This is a genomic window from Ensifer canadensis (assembly GCF_017488845.2).
GTDB lineage: Bacteria > Pseudomonadota > Alphaproteobacteria > Rhizobiales > Rhizobiaceae > Ensifer > Ensifer canadensis.
In genome coordinates this window covers 2,242,281-2,256,897 of record NZ_CP083370.1, presented here as the reverse complement: position 1 = coordinate 2,256,897, position 14,617 = coordinate 2,242,281, and the positions used below count along the sequence as shown (strand labels likewise).

14 protein-coding genes are annotated in these 14,617 nt (G+C 63.3%); 9 read left to right on the top strand and 5 right to left on the bottom strand.

Annotated elements, in window-relative coordinates; translation table 11 throughout:
• Window position 1: 1 nt before the first annotated feature.
• The 4 genes from panB (at window position 2) to J3R84_RS11025 (ending at window position 2,747) form a co-directional block, all read left to right on the top strand.
• The gene (gene panB, locus J3R84_RS11040) at window positions 2-823 is read left to right on the top strand and encodes a 3-methyl-2-oxobutanoate hydroxymethyltransferase (RefSeq protein WP_025427708.1); all 822 of its coding nucleotides are present in this window, start codon (window positions 2-4) and stop codon (window positions 821-823) included.
• Between the two features lie 418 nt (window positions 824-1,241).
• The gene (locus J3R84_RS11035; RefSeq protein ID WP_025427707.1) at window positions 1,242-1,961 is read left to right on the top strand and encodes an AzlC family ABC transporter permease; all 720 of its coding nucleotides are present in this window, start codon (window positions 1,242-1,244) and stop codon (window positions 1,959-1,961) included.
• 3 nt (window positions 1,962-1,964) lie between these two features.
• Window positions 1,965-2,279 (top strand): AzlD family protein, encoded by a 315-nt coding sequence (locus J3R84_RS11030; RefSeq protein WP_025427706.1) that lies wholly within the window; start codon window positions 1,965-1,967, stop codon window positions 2,277-2,279.
• Window positions 2,280-2,507: 228 nt separating this feature from the next.
• Window positions 2,508-2,747, top strand: coding sequence for a PA2433 domain-containing protein (locus tag J3R84_RS11025; RefSeq protein ID WP_203528254.1), 240 nt, complete (start codon window positions 2,508-2,510; stop codon window positions 2,745-2,747).
• A gap of 259 nt (window positions 2,748-3,006) precedes the next feature.
• Here the strand turns inward: J3R84_RS11025 and J3R84_RS11020 are convergent, their stop codons facing one another.
• A complete protein-coding gene (locus tag J3R84_RS11020) occupies window positions 3,007-4,842 on the bottom strand; it encodes an aminopeptidase P family protein (protein ID WP_203528256.1) in 1,836 nt (611 codons plus the stop codon).
• A gap of 736 nt (window positions 4,843-5,578) precedes the next feature.
• Between J3R84_RS11020 and J3R84_RS11015 the strand changes: the two genes are divergently transcribed.
• Window positions 5,579-7,342 (top strand): adenylate/guanylate cyclase domain-containing protein, encoded by a 1,764-nt coding sequence (locus J3R84_RS11015; RefSeq protein WP_025427703.1) that lies wholly within the window; start codon window positions 5,579-5,581, stop codon window positions 7,340-7,342.
• A gap of 66 nt (window positions 7,343-7,408) precedes the next feature.
• On the opposite strand, the gene J3R84_RS11010 is transcribed toward J3R84_RS11015, so the two are convergent.
• The 4 genes from J3R84_RS11010 to J3R84_RS10995 all read right to left on the bottom strand — a co-directional run bounded on the left by J3R84_RS11010 (window position 7,409) and on the right by J3R84_RS10995 (window position 10,648).
• Window positions 7,409-8,284, bottom strand: a complete 876-nt coding sequence (locus tag J3R84_RS11010) for a 50S ribosomal protein L11 methyltransferase (RefSeq protein ID WP_025427702.1) — start codon at window positions 8,282-8,284, stop codon at window positions 7,409-7,411.
• A 155-nt stretch (window positions 8,285-8,439) separates the two neighbouring features.
• Window positions 8,440-9,039 carry an SCO family protein gene (locus tag J3R84_RS11005; protein WP_203528258.1) on the bottom strand — a complete coding sequence of 200 codons (600 nt, stop codon included), beginning with the start codon at window positions 9,037-9,039 and terminating at the stop codon, window positions 8,440-8,442.
• Window positions 9,040-9,225: 186 nt separating this feature from the next.
• A complete protein-coding gene (locus J3R84_RS11000; RefSeq protein ID WP_025427700.1) occupies window positions 9,226-9,384 on the bottom strand; it encodes a hypothetical protein in 159 nt (52 codons plus the stop codon).
• Window positions 9,385-9,448: 64 nt separating this feature from the next.
• On the bottom strand, window positions 9,449-10,648 hold the full coding sequence (locus J3R84_RS10995) for an FAD-dependent oxidoreductase (protein ID WP_025427699.1): 1,200 nt from the start codon (window positions 10,646-10,648) through the stop codon (window positions 9,449-9,451).
• A gap of 148 nt (window positions 10,649-10,796) precedes the next feature.
• Here J3R84_RS10995 and J3R84_RS10990 point away from each other — a divergent pair, with 148 nt between their 5' ends.
• From J3R84_RS10990 to J3R84_RS10975, 4 genes are all read left to right on the top strand, one after another.
• Window positions 10,797-11,210 (top strand): MarR family winged helix-turn-helix transcriptional regulator, encoded by a 414-nt coding sequence (locus J3R84_RS10990; protein WP_309141651.1) that lies wholly within the window; start codon window positions 10,797-10,799, stop codon window positions 11,208-11,210.
• Between the two features lie 179 nt (window positions 11,211-11,389).
• Window positions 11,390-13,525 (top strand): methyl-accepting chemotaxis protein, encoded by a 2,136-nt coding sequence (locus J3R84_RS10985; RefSeq protein WP_225906330.1) that lies wholly within the window; start codon window positions 11,390-11,392, stop codon window positions 13,523-13,525.
• 2 nt (window positions 13,526-13,527) lie between these two features.
• Window positions 13,528-13,992, top strand: coding sequence for a chemotaxis protein CheW (locus J3R84_RS10980; RefSeq protein ID WP_018326507.1), 465 nt, complete (start codon window positions 13,528-13,530; stop codon window positions 13,990-13,992).
• A gap of 247 nt (window positions 13,993-14,239) precedes the next feature.
• Entirely contained in the window at window positions 14,240-14,536 is a 297-nt protein-coding gene (locus J3R84_RS10975) for a hypothetical protein (RefSeq protein WP_025427696.1), read from the top strand.
• Window positions 14,537-14,617 lie beyond the last annotated feature (81 nt).

Genomic DNA, 14,617 nt, shown 5'->3' with positions numbered 1-14,617 from the left:
AATGAGCGTACAATCTGCCAGACGCCGCCTGAGCCCTGCCAATATCGAGGCGCTGAAGGGCGAGCGCCCGATCGTCAGCCTGACGGCCTATACGACACCGATTGCCCGGCTGCTCGATCCGCATGTCGATTTCCTGTTGGTCGGCGATTCGCTCGGCATGGTGCTCTACGGTCTCGACACCACCGTCGGCGTCACGCTCGAGATGATGATCGCCCATGGCCAGGCGGTCATGCGCGGCTCGGAGCGCTCCTGCATTGTCATCGACCTGCCGTTCGGCTCCTACCAGGAATCCAAGGAACAGGCCTTCCGAAGTGCTGCACGCGTTTTGAAGGAAACCGGCTGTAGCGCCGTGAAGCTCGAGGGCGGCGCCGAGATGGCCGAGACGGTCGAGTTCCTCGTCAGCCGCGGCATTCCGGTTCTCGGCCATGTCGGGCTGATGCCGCAGCTCGTCAACACCACCGGCGGCTATCGCTCGGTCGGTCGCAACGAGAAGGAAGTGGCCAAGATCCGCCGCGACGCCAAGGCGATCGACGATGCCGGCGCTTTTGCGATCGTCGTCGAAGGCACCGTCGAGCCGGTTGCGCGCGAGATCACCGGGGAATTGCGCTCGCCGACCATCGGCATCGGCGCATCGCCGGCCTGCGACGGCCAGATCCTCGTCTCTGACGATATGCTGGGCCTGTTCAACGACTTCAAGCCCCGCTTCGTCAAACATTTTGCCGAACTGGCGCCGGCGATCTCGAAGGCTGCGGAGGAATACGCCAACGAGGTCAAGGCGCGCACGTTCCCGGGTGTCGAGCATACGTTCCAGGTCAAGCGCTGACACATCTCTTTGCACGACCTGGCCGCGCCAACGAGCACACGGCGACTTTGAACAGGAGGGCGCAGGTCATGCGGCTTGCGCCCTATCCCACTGGGGGAGCGATCTTCGGATAAATGCCCCACCGCCAGGTGGTCGGTGGCGAGGCGGCGGTGAAAAAACGGCGATCGCTTATCGACCCGTGCGCATTTCGTTCAAGCCTGCCGCGGTCAGGCATCATAAAATTCAATCATTGTATAAGCGCAATTGAATTGTTGGTCGGGGCGGGAACGCCTATCTGTCCGGCACAGGACGACAGCCGCGCGCGCCTTGAGGTGCACAGTCGCTGTCGCAGTTTTGAAATGCTGCATGTGGCCTTGATCGATCCCGATTAAAGACGGCATGCCGCGGGCGCCCATTGCCGGCGCCGCGGGAGGATTCCATGAGAAAAGACGAATTCTGGGAAGGCGTGCGCGGCGGCTTCCCGATCATGCTAGCGGCGTCACCCTTTGGCGCGCTGTTCGGTGCGCTTGCGGTCGACAATGGTTTTACCATCGCCGATACCGTGTTCATGAGCGCGACGGTTTATGCCGGCGCCAGCCAGATGGTCGGCATCGAGCTGTTCGGCAACCATGTCCAGCCATGGCTGGTGGTGCTTTCGGTCTTCGCCGTCAACTTCCGCCACGTGCTCTATTCCGCCTCGATCGCCAAATACATCCGGCATTTCACCCCGGTCCAGAAGTTCTTTGCCTTCTTCCTGCTGGTCGATCCGCAATATGCCGAGACCGAGAAGCGCGGCGAGCGTGGCCTGCCGGTGACCTTCCCCTGGTATCTCGGCTTCGGCCTGGTGATCTATTTCCCCTGGATCTTCAACACGCTGCTTGGCGCGATCTTCGGTCAGTTGATCGGCGATCCCAAGGCCATCGGCCTCGACGTGCTCTTGCCGATCTACTTCCTCGGCCTGGTGATGGGTTTTCGCAAGCGTGACCGCTTTTTGCCGATCGTTGCGGTTTCTGCCGTGGCGTCGGTTGCCGGCATGCATCTCGTCGGCTCGCCCTGGCATGTCAGCATCGGGGCGCTGGCGGGCGTGCTGCTCGCCGCCTGCCTGCCGCCGACCGAGACGGTTTCGGCACCGCCCGTCGCCATCGAGAAGGAGGCCTGAGCCATGGACCCGCAACACCTCAATCTCATCTATCTGATCATCGCGGCGGCCGTTGCGACCTTCATCACCCGCATCGGTGGCTATGTGCTCATCACCCAGATGAAGCAGATCCCGCCGCGGCTCGAATCGGCATTGAACGCCGTTCCGGCGGCGGTGCTGACGACGCTGGTGGCGCCGGCCTTCGTCTATGGCGGCTTCGACGTCGCGGTCTCGATGTTCGTCGCCTTCGCCATTGCGCTCGGGCTTAATCTCTCCACCTTGCGCATGCTCGTCATCGGCTGGGTGGTGGTGATGCTGATCCGGCATCTCGTCCTGTAGGTTCCTCACCGCCTTTGTGCGGGCAATCCCTGTCGCTGGTCGTGTCGTCGAAGACGGCGCGGGCAGGGCAGGGTGCGCTGAACGCTCCGGCGTTGGCTTCGGGCGCGTCCTGGATTATCATCCTCTGATTGCCGGAGAGGTACGGCTGCGCCGCGCGCCCTGTCTGACGCGCAAAGGTCGCGGTTGCACTTTGACTTGCTGCAGCCTCCCGGTGGTGGAGGAGCGACCATGATTACCAGGATCTCGATTGCCCTTTTTCTCGCGCTTGCGCCTGCGACGGCCTTTGCCAACCAGTGCCCCACCATGATGGCTGCGATCGATGCGGCCATCCCGACGGCCTCTCTTTCCGAGGCCGACATGGCGAAGGTCACGGCGCTGCGCAAGCAGGGCGAAGACCAGCACAAGGCCGGCGATCACGCCGCGTCGGAGGCAACGCTCGGCCAGGCCAAGAAACTGTTGGGAATCTGAAAGGAAAAGCCGGGGCTTCCCCCAAGCCTTTGTGCTTCTTCTTGAAAGCCGGCGTCAGAGCGGGATGAGGAAAACTGCGTGCGGTTTTCCGGCCGCATCCCGCCCCAATTTGCTACAGCGCCGGGCGCTCTCCCGGATTCGCTTGTTGCGCTTTAAGCTCTTGTTTTTGCGCATGTCGTTATCGCAAAACCACTGCGCACCTTTGCGCGACATGCTTTGGGGACTGGAAACGCGCTTCAGCCCCTTCGCAATGCCCCACTCAGCGTGTGATGGCTTTCGTCGCGGTCTTCAGCCAGTTGCGGGTCTCGTCGCCCACCAACAGCGGCATCAGCTTTTCGCGCGTCTCGGCGTGGTAGGCGTTGAACCAGCCCAGTTCCTCGTCGGTCAGCAACGCCGGCAGCACCAGGCGGCTGTCGATCGGGCAATAGGTGATCGTGTCGAAGCCGAGCATCGCCAGGTCGCCGCCGGCGATCTCTTCGGCCGGTTGCACCACGATGAGGTTTTCGATGCGGATGCCGAAGGCGCCGGGGCGGTAATAGCCGGGCTCGTTCGACAGGATCATGCCGGGCAGCAGTTCCTGGGTTGAAAGCCGGGCGATGCGCTGCGGTCCCTCATGCACCGAGAGGTAGGAGCCGACGCCGTGGCCGGTGCCATGGGCGTAGTCGGCGCCAGCCTTCCACAGCGCGATGCGGGCCAAGGGGTCAAGGTCGACACCGCGCGAGCCCTTGGGGAAACGCGCGGTGCTGATGGCGATCATGCCCTTCAGCACCAGCGTGAAGAAGCGCTTCTGCTCTTCCGGAACCGCGCCGACCGCCACCGTGCGGGTGATGTCGGTGGTGCCGTTGATGTATTGCGCGCCGGAATCGATCAGGAACATGGTGCCTGCTTCGATCGCGCGGTCGGTTTCGGTCGTCACGCGGTAGTGCATGATCGCCGCATGCGAGCCGGCACCGGAGATGGTGTCGAAGGAAATGTCCTTGAGTGGGTTTTGCATGCGCTCGCCGACGGTGGCACGGGCGGCTTCCAGCTGGTTGGCAGCGCCGATCTCGGTGACGGTGCCGGGCTCGGCCTTGTCGAGCCAGGCGAGGAATTCGACCATCGCGGCGCCATCCTGCAGATGCGCGCGGGTCGAGCCCTCGATCTCGGCCCTGTTCTTCTGGGCGCGGGGCAGGCGGGCTGGGTCGACGGCCTCGACGATCTTGCCGCCCTTGGAGCGGATCAGCTCGGAAATGGCGAAGGAGGCAAGGTCCGGGTCGAGCATGACGGCAGCACCCGCAGTACTGAGCGTCGACAGGCGGTCGTCGAAGGTCGAGGGTGCTGCGATCTCGGCGATCTGGGTGAGATAGGCTTCCTGCTCGATGCCGGTCTTGCGCTTGTCGAGGAAGATCTCGGCGCGGCCGTCGGCATGGATGATGGCGCGGGCGAGCGGATGCGGCGTGTGCGGCACGTCGGTACCGCGGATATTGAAGGTCCAGGCGACGGAGGAGGGGTCGGTCAAAACCACGGCGCTGGCACCGGCCTTTTCGAGGCCGCCAGCGATGGTCGCGATCTTGTCCTTGGCAAGCTCGCCGGCCTGCTCGATCGGCTGGATGGAGACGCGGCCGAGCGGGGCTGCCGGGCGACCGGTCCAGATGCGGTCGAGCGGGTTGTGGTCGAGGAAGACGAGCGAGCCGCCGAGGACGGCAAGCGCCTTTTCCAGCCGGCGCACTTCAGCGCCTGTGTGCAGCCACGGGTCGATGCCGAGCCTGAAGCCCTTGGTGCCGTTATTTTCCAGCCAGAGATGCGGCGGCTCGCCGATGAGATCGCCGCCGATAAAGACCTGGCCGTCGACCTGTTCCTTCAGCTGGGTCACGTAACGTCCATCGACGAAAACGACAGCCTGACGCTGCGTAATGAGGGCGACGCCGGCGGAACCGGTAAAGCCGGTGAGCCAGGAAAGCCGCTCCGACGATGCCGGCACATACTCGCCCTGGAACTCGTCGGCACGGGGTACGAGAAACCCGTCGATGCCGAGGGCGGCGAAGGTGGCGCGCAAGGCTTCTGTGCGCTCCTTGCCGAACTGGGGCGTGGAGGTGACTTCAAAGGACTGAAACATGAGGGATTTCCGGTAAATTGGGCGGAGAACCGCGGGAAAGATGCGCGATCTTAGCGGAAACGTCCATGGGGAGGAAAGAGGCGAGATCCCGCCGGGCATGCCGGCGGCAGGACGTGCACAGAATCAGAGCATTTCCAGGAAAAGTGCGAAGCGGTTTTCCGTCAGGAAATGTGTAAAAACAAAGAGATAGAGCGTTTTTGCGATTCCGCATAAATCGGAAATGCTTTAGAGGGCAATTGCTCATTTACCATACATATGCGCTTTCTGCATGGCTCCTATGCCAAGAAGCTGCTATCTCTATCGGAATAATAGTTTATAAGCCGCCTCAACGAACACGGACGAACATCCGGTGGTTCAAAAGCCTGCAGTTCCGAGAATAGTTGATCACTCTGTTCTCCTCCTCCCTCAAGGGTGGTCAATTTCGGAACGGTAGACGCCCGCTCGAGCGCTCCTCCTCCTCAGGCTCGCGGGCATGGTTCGGTCTCAAGCCGAACCAGCAGGCGATGCCCCTGGCATCGCCTTTGTTTCGAAGGGCCGCCCGTCATGAAAGACGTGGCGGCCTTTTCGTTTTTCTTCGGCTTGGCTTTTTGGCGCTGGCACCCTGACATCAACGGCTCTTTCGTGCGCCGTTATGGAGCACGTGCCACAAGATGATTTTGCACAAGGTCACAATCCCGATATTGTGGACGAGTTCGGTTTCCCAACAGAGTGCGCCACCCGAAGGAGACGTGGGAGCGTGGTCGAGAAATCAATCCACCGCCGCCTTGTTGCGATCCTCGTCGCCGATGTGGTCGGCTATTCCCGCATGATGGAAGCCGATGAAGCCGGGACGTATGAGACGCTGAAGGAGCGGCGAAGTCATGTGCTCTACCCGGTGGTGCGCGCCCATGGAGGACGCATCGTCAAGCTGATGGGCGACGGCGTGCTGGTCGAATTCGCCAGCGCGATTGACGTCGTCGAGGCCGCGCTCGAGCTTCAGCGGAAGATGGCGGAGGCGAATGCCGGTGTTCCAGAACCCAGCGAGATCCTGCTCCGCATCGGCATCAACATCGGCGATGTCATCGGCGAGGGTTCAGACATTTATGGCGAGGGGGTCAACATCGCAGCGCGACTGGAAGCGCTGGCCGAGCCGGGTGGCATCTGCATGTCCGAGAAGGTGCACAATGAAGTCCGAGGCAAGATCCCCGTCGTGATGAAAGACCTCGGACTGGTGCAGCTCAAGAACATTGCTGCGCCGGTCAGGATCTTCGGAATGGAGACGGCCCGGGCACTGCTCCAAACGACACTTTCTCGCGGCAGGGAATTTACCACCATCGCCGTTCTGCCTCTCACGAACATGTCGGGAAGCACAGAGCAGGACTACTTCGCCGACGGCCTCACCGAGGACATCATCACCGAGCTGAGCCGCTTCCGGAATCTCTCCGTCGTCGCCAGAAACACCACGTTCAGCTACAGGGGCCAATCGGTGAACGTGGCGGAGGTGGGCCGGCAGCTCGGTGCGGAATTCGTCCTCGAAGGCAGTGTCCGGCTGGCTGGCCAGCGCCTGCGCGCCTCGGTGCAATTGATCGACACACAGACAGGGGCGCATGTCTTTGCCGAGAGATTCGATCGCGAAATGGCGGACATCTTCGCGGTCCAGGATCAAATCGTCGATGCGATCATAGGTCGCCTGTTTTTCAATCTTCAAGAGGTGGCCGGGGCCGTTCGCGCAAGGAGTTCGACGACGGATATCTCCGCCTATAGGTCCTGGCTCCGGGCAGGGGCTGCCTGGCGCAACGGTGACGAACAGGGTGCACGCGGGCACATGCAGGAGGCGATCCGCGTCGACCCGACCTATGCGCCCGCTCTCGCCTCGCTAGGATTGCTCTACGCATACTGGCGGTTCAGTGAGCCTGATGCTGCGACAGATGCCGGGCTTGAGGTTGAGTGCCAGGAATATGCCGCGCGGGCGATCGCTGCCGACAGAAACGATCCATTCGTCCTCACCAGCGTTGCTGCATGCTTTCTGTTGGTCGGGAAAATTGACGAGGCCCTGCGCTACTCCGACATTGCGATCTCGATGAGCCCGCGCGACATGAACGTCCTTGTCGCCCGAGGCATGATCCTTTCCTATGCGGGAATGCATGAAGAAGGCTTGGCGCTTGTCGAACGGGGCTGCAAGTTCGAGCCGCTCCTGCCGCCGGCGTTCCTCTCCAGTCTCGGGGACTGCTACTATCTCGCGCGCAGGTTCGATGCGGCATTGACCGCCTACGGAACCCTGATCGATCCGCCATATTTCTTCCGATTGAACCAGGCGGCCTGTCTCGCCCAGCTCGGCAGGGCGGAGGAGGCGGCAATCATAACGCGCGCGATGCCCGCGGCGTTCGATGCAGACGTCTACGCCCGAAACACCGCGAAGATTTGCTCCTTGTCAGAGGATGCAGAGCTCTGGCTGAACGGCTTCCGCAAAGCCGGCATATCCATCGCTCAGTTCTCCCACCGCCGTCCGGCGAAGGGATAGGCTGCAAACCGAGACCAGGTCAGGCTTTGCGAAGAAACCCTGCGGCTGTCGCTCCGGACGCGTGCCTCACTTCTCCAGGTGGATCGTCACCCAGCCGTTGCGCCAGATGGTGCGGACATGGCGCAGGTGCTGCCCGTTATAGGCGGCAAGCACCTTCCAGCGCTGCTCGGCAAGAATGCCCGAGAGGATCACCGAGCCGCCGGGGGCGAGGTTGGCGGTCAGTTGCGCTGCCATCTTCATCAGCGGACGGGCGAGGATGTTGGCGATGATCAGGTCGAAGGGGCCGTTGCCGCTGAAGGCGGTGGAGTGAAAGCCGGGGGCCGTCGCAAAGGTCATGCCGGTGACGACGCCGTTGCGGCGGGCATTTTCCTCGGCAACGCGGGTGGCAATCGGGTCGATGTCGGTGGCGAGCACCGTCACATGCAGGAGCTTCCAGGCAGCGATCGCCAGCACGCCGCTGCCGGTGCCGAGGTCGAGCACGTTGCGCACCGTGCGGGTGCGCGCCACGGTCGCCAGCACTTCGAGGCAGCCGGCGGTCGTGCCATGGTGGCCGGTGCCGAAGGCCTGGCCGGCCTCGATCTCGATGGCGATCTCACCGGTGCGGACCTTGTCGCGGTCATGGGAGCCATGCACGACGAAACGGCCGGCGCGCACGGGCGCCAGCCCCTCGAGCGACTTGGCGATCCAGTCGATATCCGGCAGCACTTCGCGTTCGATGGCAAGATGGGAAAAGTCGTCGGCAAGCGCCTCCGTCAGCCGCTCGTTGACGCTCTCCTCGTCGGCCGCCATCATGTAGATCGAGGCTTCCCAGACGTCGCGCTTTTCGTCGACTTCCGTCGTGCCGATGGCAAAATCCTCTTCGCCGAAGACCTCGCTCATGCGGTCGAGCACGGCTTCCGCCTGCTTCTCGGTGGTGGTGACGAAAAGTCTGATCTCGCTCAAGGCTCTGTCCTTCGGCTGGCTCTGCATAATCGCCGCACGCCCTATCCGACGTGCGCCGCTGCAAGCCCCCGCCGCTAGCATGAAAGCTTGGCAAACGCAAAGCGCCGGGCGATGCCGGCGCTAGCAAAGATGTTCGATTGGGGCAGGAGCGGTCCTCAACCCTTGGTGAGGTTCTCGAGCTTCTTGATCGCGGTTTCGGGGTTTTCCCCGTAGGCGATGGTGCCGGAGAAGCTGCCGTCGGCGTCGAGCAGGAACACCGAGGCGGTATGGTCCATGGTGTAGTCGCCGTCAGGCTTTTCGGCGTCGAGCGGCACCTTTTTGGCGTAAACGCGGTAGCCCTTGACCATCTCCAGCACCTTGTCGGCCGGACCGGAAATGCCGGTGATGCGCTTGGACACGTTGGAGACGTACTGGCCGAGAATTTCAGGCGTGTCGCGCTCAGGGTCGACGGTGATGAAATAGGCCTGCAGCTTGTTGCCTTCCGGGTCGACCTTTTCCAGCCAGCCGTTCAGCTCGAACAACGTCGTCGGGCAGACCTCCGGGCAATGGGTGAAGCCGAAGAACAGCGCGGTCGGTTTGCCGGAGAAAGCCTTCTCGGTGATCTCCTTGCCATCCTGCGCCACCAGCGTGAAGGGCACGCCGAAGGGGCCGGAGGCGCCCTGCTGCTTCGACTGGGTCATCTCGCAGGTCAGCCAGCCGAGAACGCCGGCCATGACGACGACGGCGGCCCAAAGGGCGATGCGAATGGTTTTCATGCGTGCTACCGATTTAGTTGGGGCCTTGGCCGGCCATATCAGGTTGATCGGCTTTTGATACCGTCTCCGCCGCAGCCACGCAAATGGGACAATTGCCGCAGGCAATCTCTTTGTGTTGAAGCATTTCCGGACGGAAAACCGCTTCGCACTTTTCCTGGAAATCCTCCGGCAGTAATGCCCGTCAGCTCAGATGCACCAGGCAAGGCCGGACTGGGCGAGCGCCAGGAAGATATCGGCGCCGTTCGCCATCCAGCCGCGGAAGGCGAGAAGCGTCACGACGGCAAGCGCCATCGCAAGACCCGCAAGCAGCGGAAGCCGGATCGATCTCTGCGTTCTCGTGTTCATGACCCTATCATAGCATCCGGAGCGCCAAGGGGAAGGGATCTCCGGCCGGGCCGGAGATCGGCGTTCAGGCGGCCGGCAACACCAGCGGGTCGAGATCGGCGCGGTAGCGCTGGACGGCCTGGGTCGTTTTCGCGTCGAAGGGCAACAGAAGCGGCAGGAGAAGATCGCGCAGGAACAGTGCGACCGGGCCCTTTGCCTGCTTCTTGGCGCCACGGCGGCGGCTGATGCGGACGATGTGTTCCACCCGGTCGCGCCGGAGCGTCTCATAGGCCCTGAAGGCCCGGCTCGGCGCGCCATAGGCGGTGAGGCAGGCGGCGAGCACGACGGCATCCTCGATCGCCATCGAGGCGCCCTGGCCGGCATGGGGAGAGACCGCATGGGCGGCATCGCCAAGCAGCACGACGCGATCGTCGAACCAGCGCGGCAGGTGGCCCATGTCGAAGACCGGATAGGCGCGCGGCACCGAGGTGACGGCCGCGGCGATGTCGCGGACCGGGGCGGCGTCGCCGGCGTGCTGGGCGCGGGTGCGGGCGGCAAGGGCTGCCGGATCCGGCCGGCCGATCGCCGTCTCCTCGTCGAGCGTGAAGGAATCGAACCAGAACACCGGCCCTTCCTGCGCCTTGATGTAGCCGAAGAAGGCGCTTTCGCCGAACATCAGGCGCAGCACGCCGCCGCTCGACGGCACGTGAGGACAATCGAGAAAGCCGCCGGTGCCTGTCAACCCGGTATAGAGCGGCTCGGGCGAGGCGGGCAATGCGAGGCGCCGCGTGCGCGACCAGACCCCGTCGCAGCCGGCGAGCCAATGCGCATGCGCACTCTCGCCGTTGCCGAAGCGCAAGGTCACGCCGTCCGCTTTCCGCTCGATGTCGATGAGCGCGTGGTCATAGCGAATGTCGACGCCCTGCGCCGACGCTGTCTGGCGTAGCGCCTCCAGCAGGTCGGCGCGACGCAGGGTGATGCTCGCGGCGCCCGCCTGCCGTTGGGCTTCCCGCTCATCGAGCAATGCCAGCCGTCGGCCAGCGGCGTTGAGGATTTCAATGCCGGTCGTCGGGATGCCGAGGGAAGAGACACGCTCGGCAAGGCCGAGCGCGCGCAGCGCATTGATGCCGTTCGGCGCCAGCGTCAGGAAGGCGCCTTCGCCGGACGCCTCCCGCGGCCGCGCCTCGAAGATCTGGACTGAGTGGCCGGTCTGGCGCAGGCGAATGGCGAGGGACAGGCCGGCAATGCCGGCGCCTGTTATCGCGATGGAATTCTGCTTTGGCATATGCGTCTCCAAGGCTTGCGTCCGCTGCAAGCGAAGTTCATATTGTTGCGATGAATGAAAAGTACGATGGATTAATATTTAGATGATCGAAGTAAATTCGTCAAGCCCGGCGCCGGACGGGCTCGTCCGAGCAATTGGCGGCGCCGTGATGCGCTGGCAGGATGCGACCCAAGCCTATGACGAGGCGGTGGGCGAGCGGCTGCAGCTCAATGCCGCCGAGCGCCGCTGCCTCGCGTTCTTGCATGCCGGCCCGCGACCGGCCGGCGCGATTGCCGAGGAGACGGGACTGACGCCAGCGGCGGTGACGGCGCTGATCGACCGGATGGAGGCACGCGGCCTCTTGCAGCGGACGCGCAGCGCCGAAGACCGGCGCAAGGTGATGGTGGAAAACACCGATGCAGTGGAGATGCTGACGGCGCCCTATTACCGGCCGATCGCCGAGGAAGGTGCCGGCTTCCTCGCGACCTTTTCAGCCGAGGAGCAGGCGGTTCTGCTGCGCTTTCTCGAAGGGGCGACCGCGCTCCAGCAAAAGCATCTCGCCGCGCTGCGTTTCTCCCCATGATTCGGGGGTCGGCTTAGCGAATGCTTAAGGTCTGTTTGCCAGTGTTTTGCCAACGCGGGTGAAGTGCTTCACCTCTACATGACATGACGTCATCCGGTTTGATCGAGCCCGGCTTTCCGCATCGATTTTAACGGAGGACTTCGCCTGGTTTTGGCAGGTCCGTGACCATGGACTGCCCTATGACCGCAACGTCTGCGCCCCTGAAAAAGAACCTCACCGTCAGCCAGCGGCTTGCCACGCTCGCCGGTGCCGCCTTCGTTGGCTTCGGCTCCGTGCTCGGCGTCGGCTGGTATGAGGACATGCGCTCGAACGAGGCGCTGAACGGGGCGATCACCGCGCAGCGCGGCCTGACCGCCGTCGACGAGATGCGGCTTGCCACCACCAACCTCGTGCTCAACGCCATGGATACCATCGTCGACCGTAACGAAGGCGTGATCCATCCGGAGCGCGCCGCAGGCATCGCAACCACGCTTAGCCTTCTCGAAGCCAGCAAGGCGGATATCAAGACGCTGGCGACGCTGCTCGGCCGGACTGACGCGCTTTCGACCTTCGACGCGGATCTCACCGAACTTCGCCAGGCAATCGGCGTCGACCTGAAGACGCTGGTCGAAGGCAAGGCTTCGACGGAAGAATTCGGCAAGATCGACGACGCGATCGACGGTGCCGGCGAACGGCTTGGTAAAGCACTTTCGCAGCTCTCCGAGGCTGCGACACAACTGGTTCAGACGCGGGTCGACGAAGCGCGCGCCGTTTCGGCCGATGCGCTTCTGCTGCAGACTATAGCCGGTCTCGTCGCCATGGCGACCTTGCTCGGCCTGCTCTGGTTTCACGGGGCGACGTTGCGCCGCGGCATCCTCGGGCTTCGCGACAGCATGCAGCGCATCCAGAAGGGCGAGCTCGGCTCCAAGGTCGAGGCGCTTGACCGTGGCGACGAGATCGGCGTCATGGCCCGCTCCGTCGATCTCTTCCGTGCCTCGGCCATAGAAAAGCAATCGCTCGAGCAGAATGCGGCGGCAAGCCGCCGCGAAATCGAGAAGGAACGCGAACAGCAGCAAAGCGAGCGCGACGAAGCGGTTCGCCGCATCCAGGCTGCGGTCGACAGCCTCGGCCTGGCACTGACGCAGCTTGCCGAAGGCGATCTCGCCGTCACCATCGACCGCCCCTTCGATGGCAAGCTCGATACGCTGCGCCGCAATTTCAACCAGACGGTCGAGCGCCTGCGTGACGTGCTCTTCAACGTCAAGGAAAACGCGCTCTCGATCGAGACGAATGGCCGCCAGATGCGCACCGCCGCCGACGACCTGGCGCGCCGCACCGAAAAGCAGGCCGCATCGCTGGAGCAGACATCCGCCGCCCTCGACGAGATCACGGTGACCGTGCGCACCGCGACCCAGCGCGCCGAAGAGGCGAGCCGCATGGTCGACGAGACCCGCACCAATGCGCAGGAATCCGGCCGCATCGTCGGCGAGGCGATCAGCGCCATGGCCCGCATCGAGGATGCCTCGAACGAGATCGGCACGATCATCAACGTCATCGACGAGATTGCCTTTCAGACCATCCTTCTGGCGCTGAACGCCGGCGTCGAGGCAGCGCGGGCAGGGGAAGCCGGCAAGGGTTTTGCCGTCGTGGCGCAGGAAGTGCGCGCGCTGGCGCAGCGCGCCGCAGGCGCCGCCAAGGATATCAAGACGCTCGTCGGCCGCTCGGGCAACGAGGTCGGCACCGGTGTCCGGCTGGTGCAGGCGACGGGCGAGGCGCTCGGTCGCATCGGCGCCGATGTCGCGCGGATCAACGAGCACATGAGTTCCATCGTCATGGCGGCGCGTGAGCAGTCGACCGGGCTCAACGAAATCAGCACGGCGGTCGGCCAGCTCGACCAGATGACGCAGCAGAACGCCGCGATGGTCGAACAGACCAACGCCTCCAGCCACACGCTGGCGCAGGACGCGGAAAAGCTGACGCAACTCGTCGGCCAGTTCCACGAGGGCCGGACCGTCCAAGCATTGATGCGCTCCAACGCACCGTCGCAGACGACCGCGAGCGTGAAGCCAGTTACGACCGTGAAGCCGGCAGCGCCTGTCCAGACGCGGGCTTCAACGCAGATCGCAGCCGCAACGACGCCTGCAGCTGCAAGGCTCGTACCCAGGGGCACGCACAAGGCGGTGCCTTTGCACAACCTTGCCTCGGCAAAATCGACCTCGCGTCCAGCTCCATCCCCCGCCAAGGCCCTGATGGGCAAGCTAGCGGGCGCATTCGGCAACCAACCGGGCTCCGTGCCATCGACGTCGGCCTCCGGTGAGAATTGGGAAGAATTCTGATCATGTCCAACGCAATCAAGCAGTCCGGTGCCTATCTCGAAATCGTTTCGTTTCATCTGGGCGACCAGGAATTCTGCATCGACATCATGGCGATCCGCGAAATCCGCGGCTGGGCGCCGGTGACGCCGATGCCGCACACGCCGCCCTACGTGCTCGGCCTCATCAACCTGCGCGGCGCGGTGATCCCGGTCATCGACATGGCCTGCCGTCTCGGCATGAAGATGACCGAACCGTCGGAACGTTCGGCGATCATCGTCACCGACATTGCCGGCAAGCTGGTCGGCCTGCTCGTCGAGCAGGTATCCGACATGATGACCATCAAGAGCGAAGATCTGCAGCCGGCGCCGGAGATCATTCCGGAAGCGCAACGTGCCTTCTGCCGCGGCATTGTCGCGCTGGAAAAGACCATGGTCTGCTTCCTCAACCTCGACACGGTGATTGCCGACGAGCTGGCGCAGGCCGCCTGACCACCTTCGAGCCGCGGATTGGCGATGCGCCCTGGGGCTTTCCCGGGGCGTTTCGCGTTTTGCGCGTGGCACGTTGGTCAGAAAGCCCGCAGGTCAAGTTAAACTTGCGTCATGATTTTCACGCTTGGGCGAGGCTATCGTGACAAAACGTCATGAGCGCTGACGGAACAGTTGTACTACTTTAGCGTTGTCGCAGCGTACCTGTTCGGAGGCCGGGTACCGTATTTTTGAAACAGGAGTTGAACCTATGACCATGTCTGTAAGGAAACTCATTGCCGCGCTCTCCGTAACAACGCTCATTGCCGGCGCCGCCGGGCCAGTTCTGGCTGACAGCTACTATCAGGGCATCGACGCGAACAATCCTCCCGGAACACAGTATCGCGCCAGGGTCGCCCCGATGCGCACCACCGTTGCTCCAGTCGATAGGATGTCGACAGGCAGTATCTACAGAACCGTTCCGCGTGCCTACCAGCAGCCGTTAACTGATCGCTATCAGGGTGGTGACGGCGACTACTACCAGGGTATCGTCCCGCCTACCTATTGAGCATCGATGGCCTGACGCCAGTTGTGGGGACTGGCCGGTGACAAAGCCCTCCTGGAACACTCTTCCGGGAGGGTTCGTTTT

What these genes read in the sequence shown, in the direction of transcription:
- panB (WP_025427708.1), top strand. Translation starts at nt 2, where the DNA reads ATGAGCGTACAATCTGCCAGACGCCGCCTGAGCCCTGCCAATATCGAG.
- J3R84_RS11000 (WP_025427700.1), bottom strand. Translation starts at nt 9,384, where the DNA reads ATGAACACGAGAACGCAGAGATCGATCCGGCTTCCGCTGCTTGCGGGT.
- J3R84_RS11005 (WP_203528258.1), bottom strand. Translation starts at nt 9,039, where the DNA reads ATGAAAACCATTCGCATCGCCCTTTGGGCCGCCGTCGTCGTCATGGCC.
- J3R84_RS10980 (WP_018326507.1), top strand. Translation starts at nt 13,528, where the DNA reads ATGTCCAACGCAATCAAGCAGTCCGGTGCCTATCTCGAAATCGTTTCG.
- J3R84_RS11025 (WP_203528254.1), top strand. Translation starts at nt 2,508, where the DNA reads ATGATTACCAGGATCTCGATTGCCCTTTTTCTCGCGCTTGCGCCTGCG.
- J3R84_RS11030 (WP_025427706.1), top strand. Translation starts at nt 1,965, where the DNA reads ATGGACCCGCAACACCTCAATCTCATCTATCTGATCATCGCGGCGGCC.
- J3R84_RS11020 (WP_203528256.1), bottom strand. Translation starts at nt 4,842, where the DNA reads ATGTTTCAGTCCTTTGAAGTCACCTCCACGCCCCAGTTCGGCAAGGAG.
- J3R84_RS10975 (WP_025427696.1), top strand. Translation starts at nt 14,240, where the DNA reads ATGACCATGTCTGTAAGGAAACTCATTGCCGCGCTCTCCGTAACAACG.
- J3R84_RS10995 (WP_025427699.1), bottom strand. Translation starts at nt 10,648, where the DNA reads ATGCCAAAGCAGAATTCCATCGCGATAACAGGCGCCGGCATTGCCGGC.
- J3R84_RS10990 (WP_309141651.1), top strand. Translation starts at nt 10,797, where the DNA reads ATGCGCTGGCAGGATGCGACCCAAGCCTATGACGAGGCGGTGGGCGAG.
- J3R84_RS10985 (WP_225906330.1), top strand. Translation starts at nt 11,390, where the DNA reads ATGACCGCAACGTCTGCGCCCCTGAAAAAGAACCTCACCGTCAGCCAG.
- J3R84_RS11035 (WP_025427707.1), top strand. Translation starts at nt 1,242, where the DNA reads ATGAGAAAAGACGAATTCTGGGAAGGCGTGCGCGGCGGCTTCCCGATC.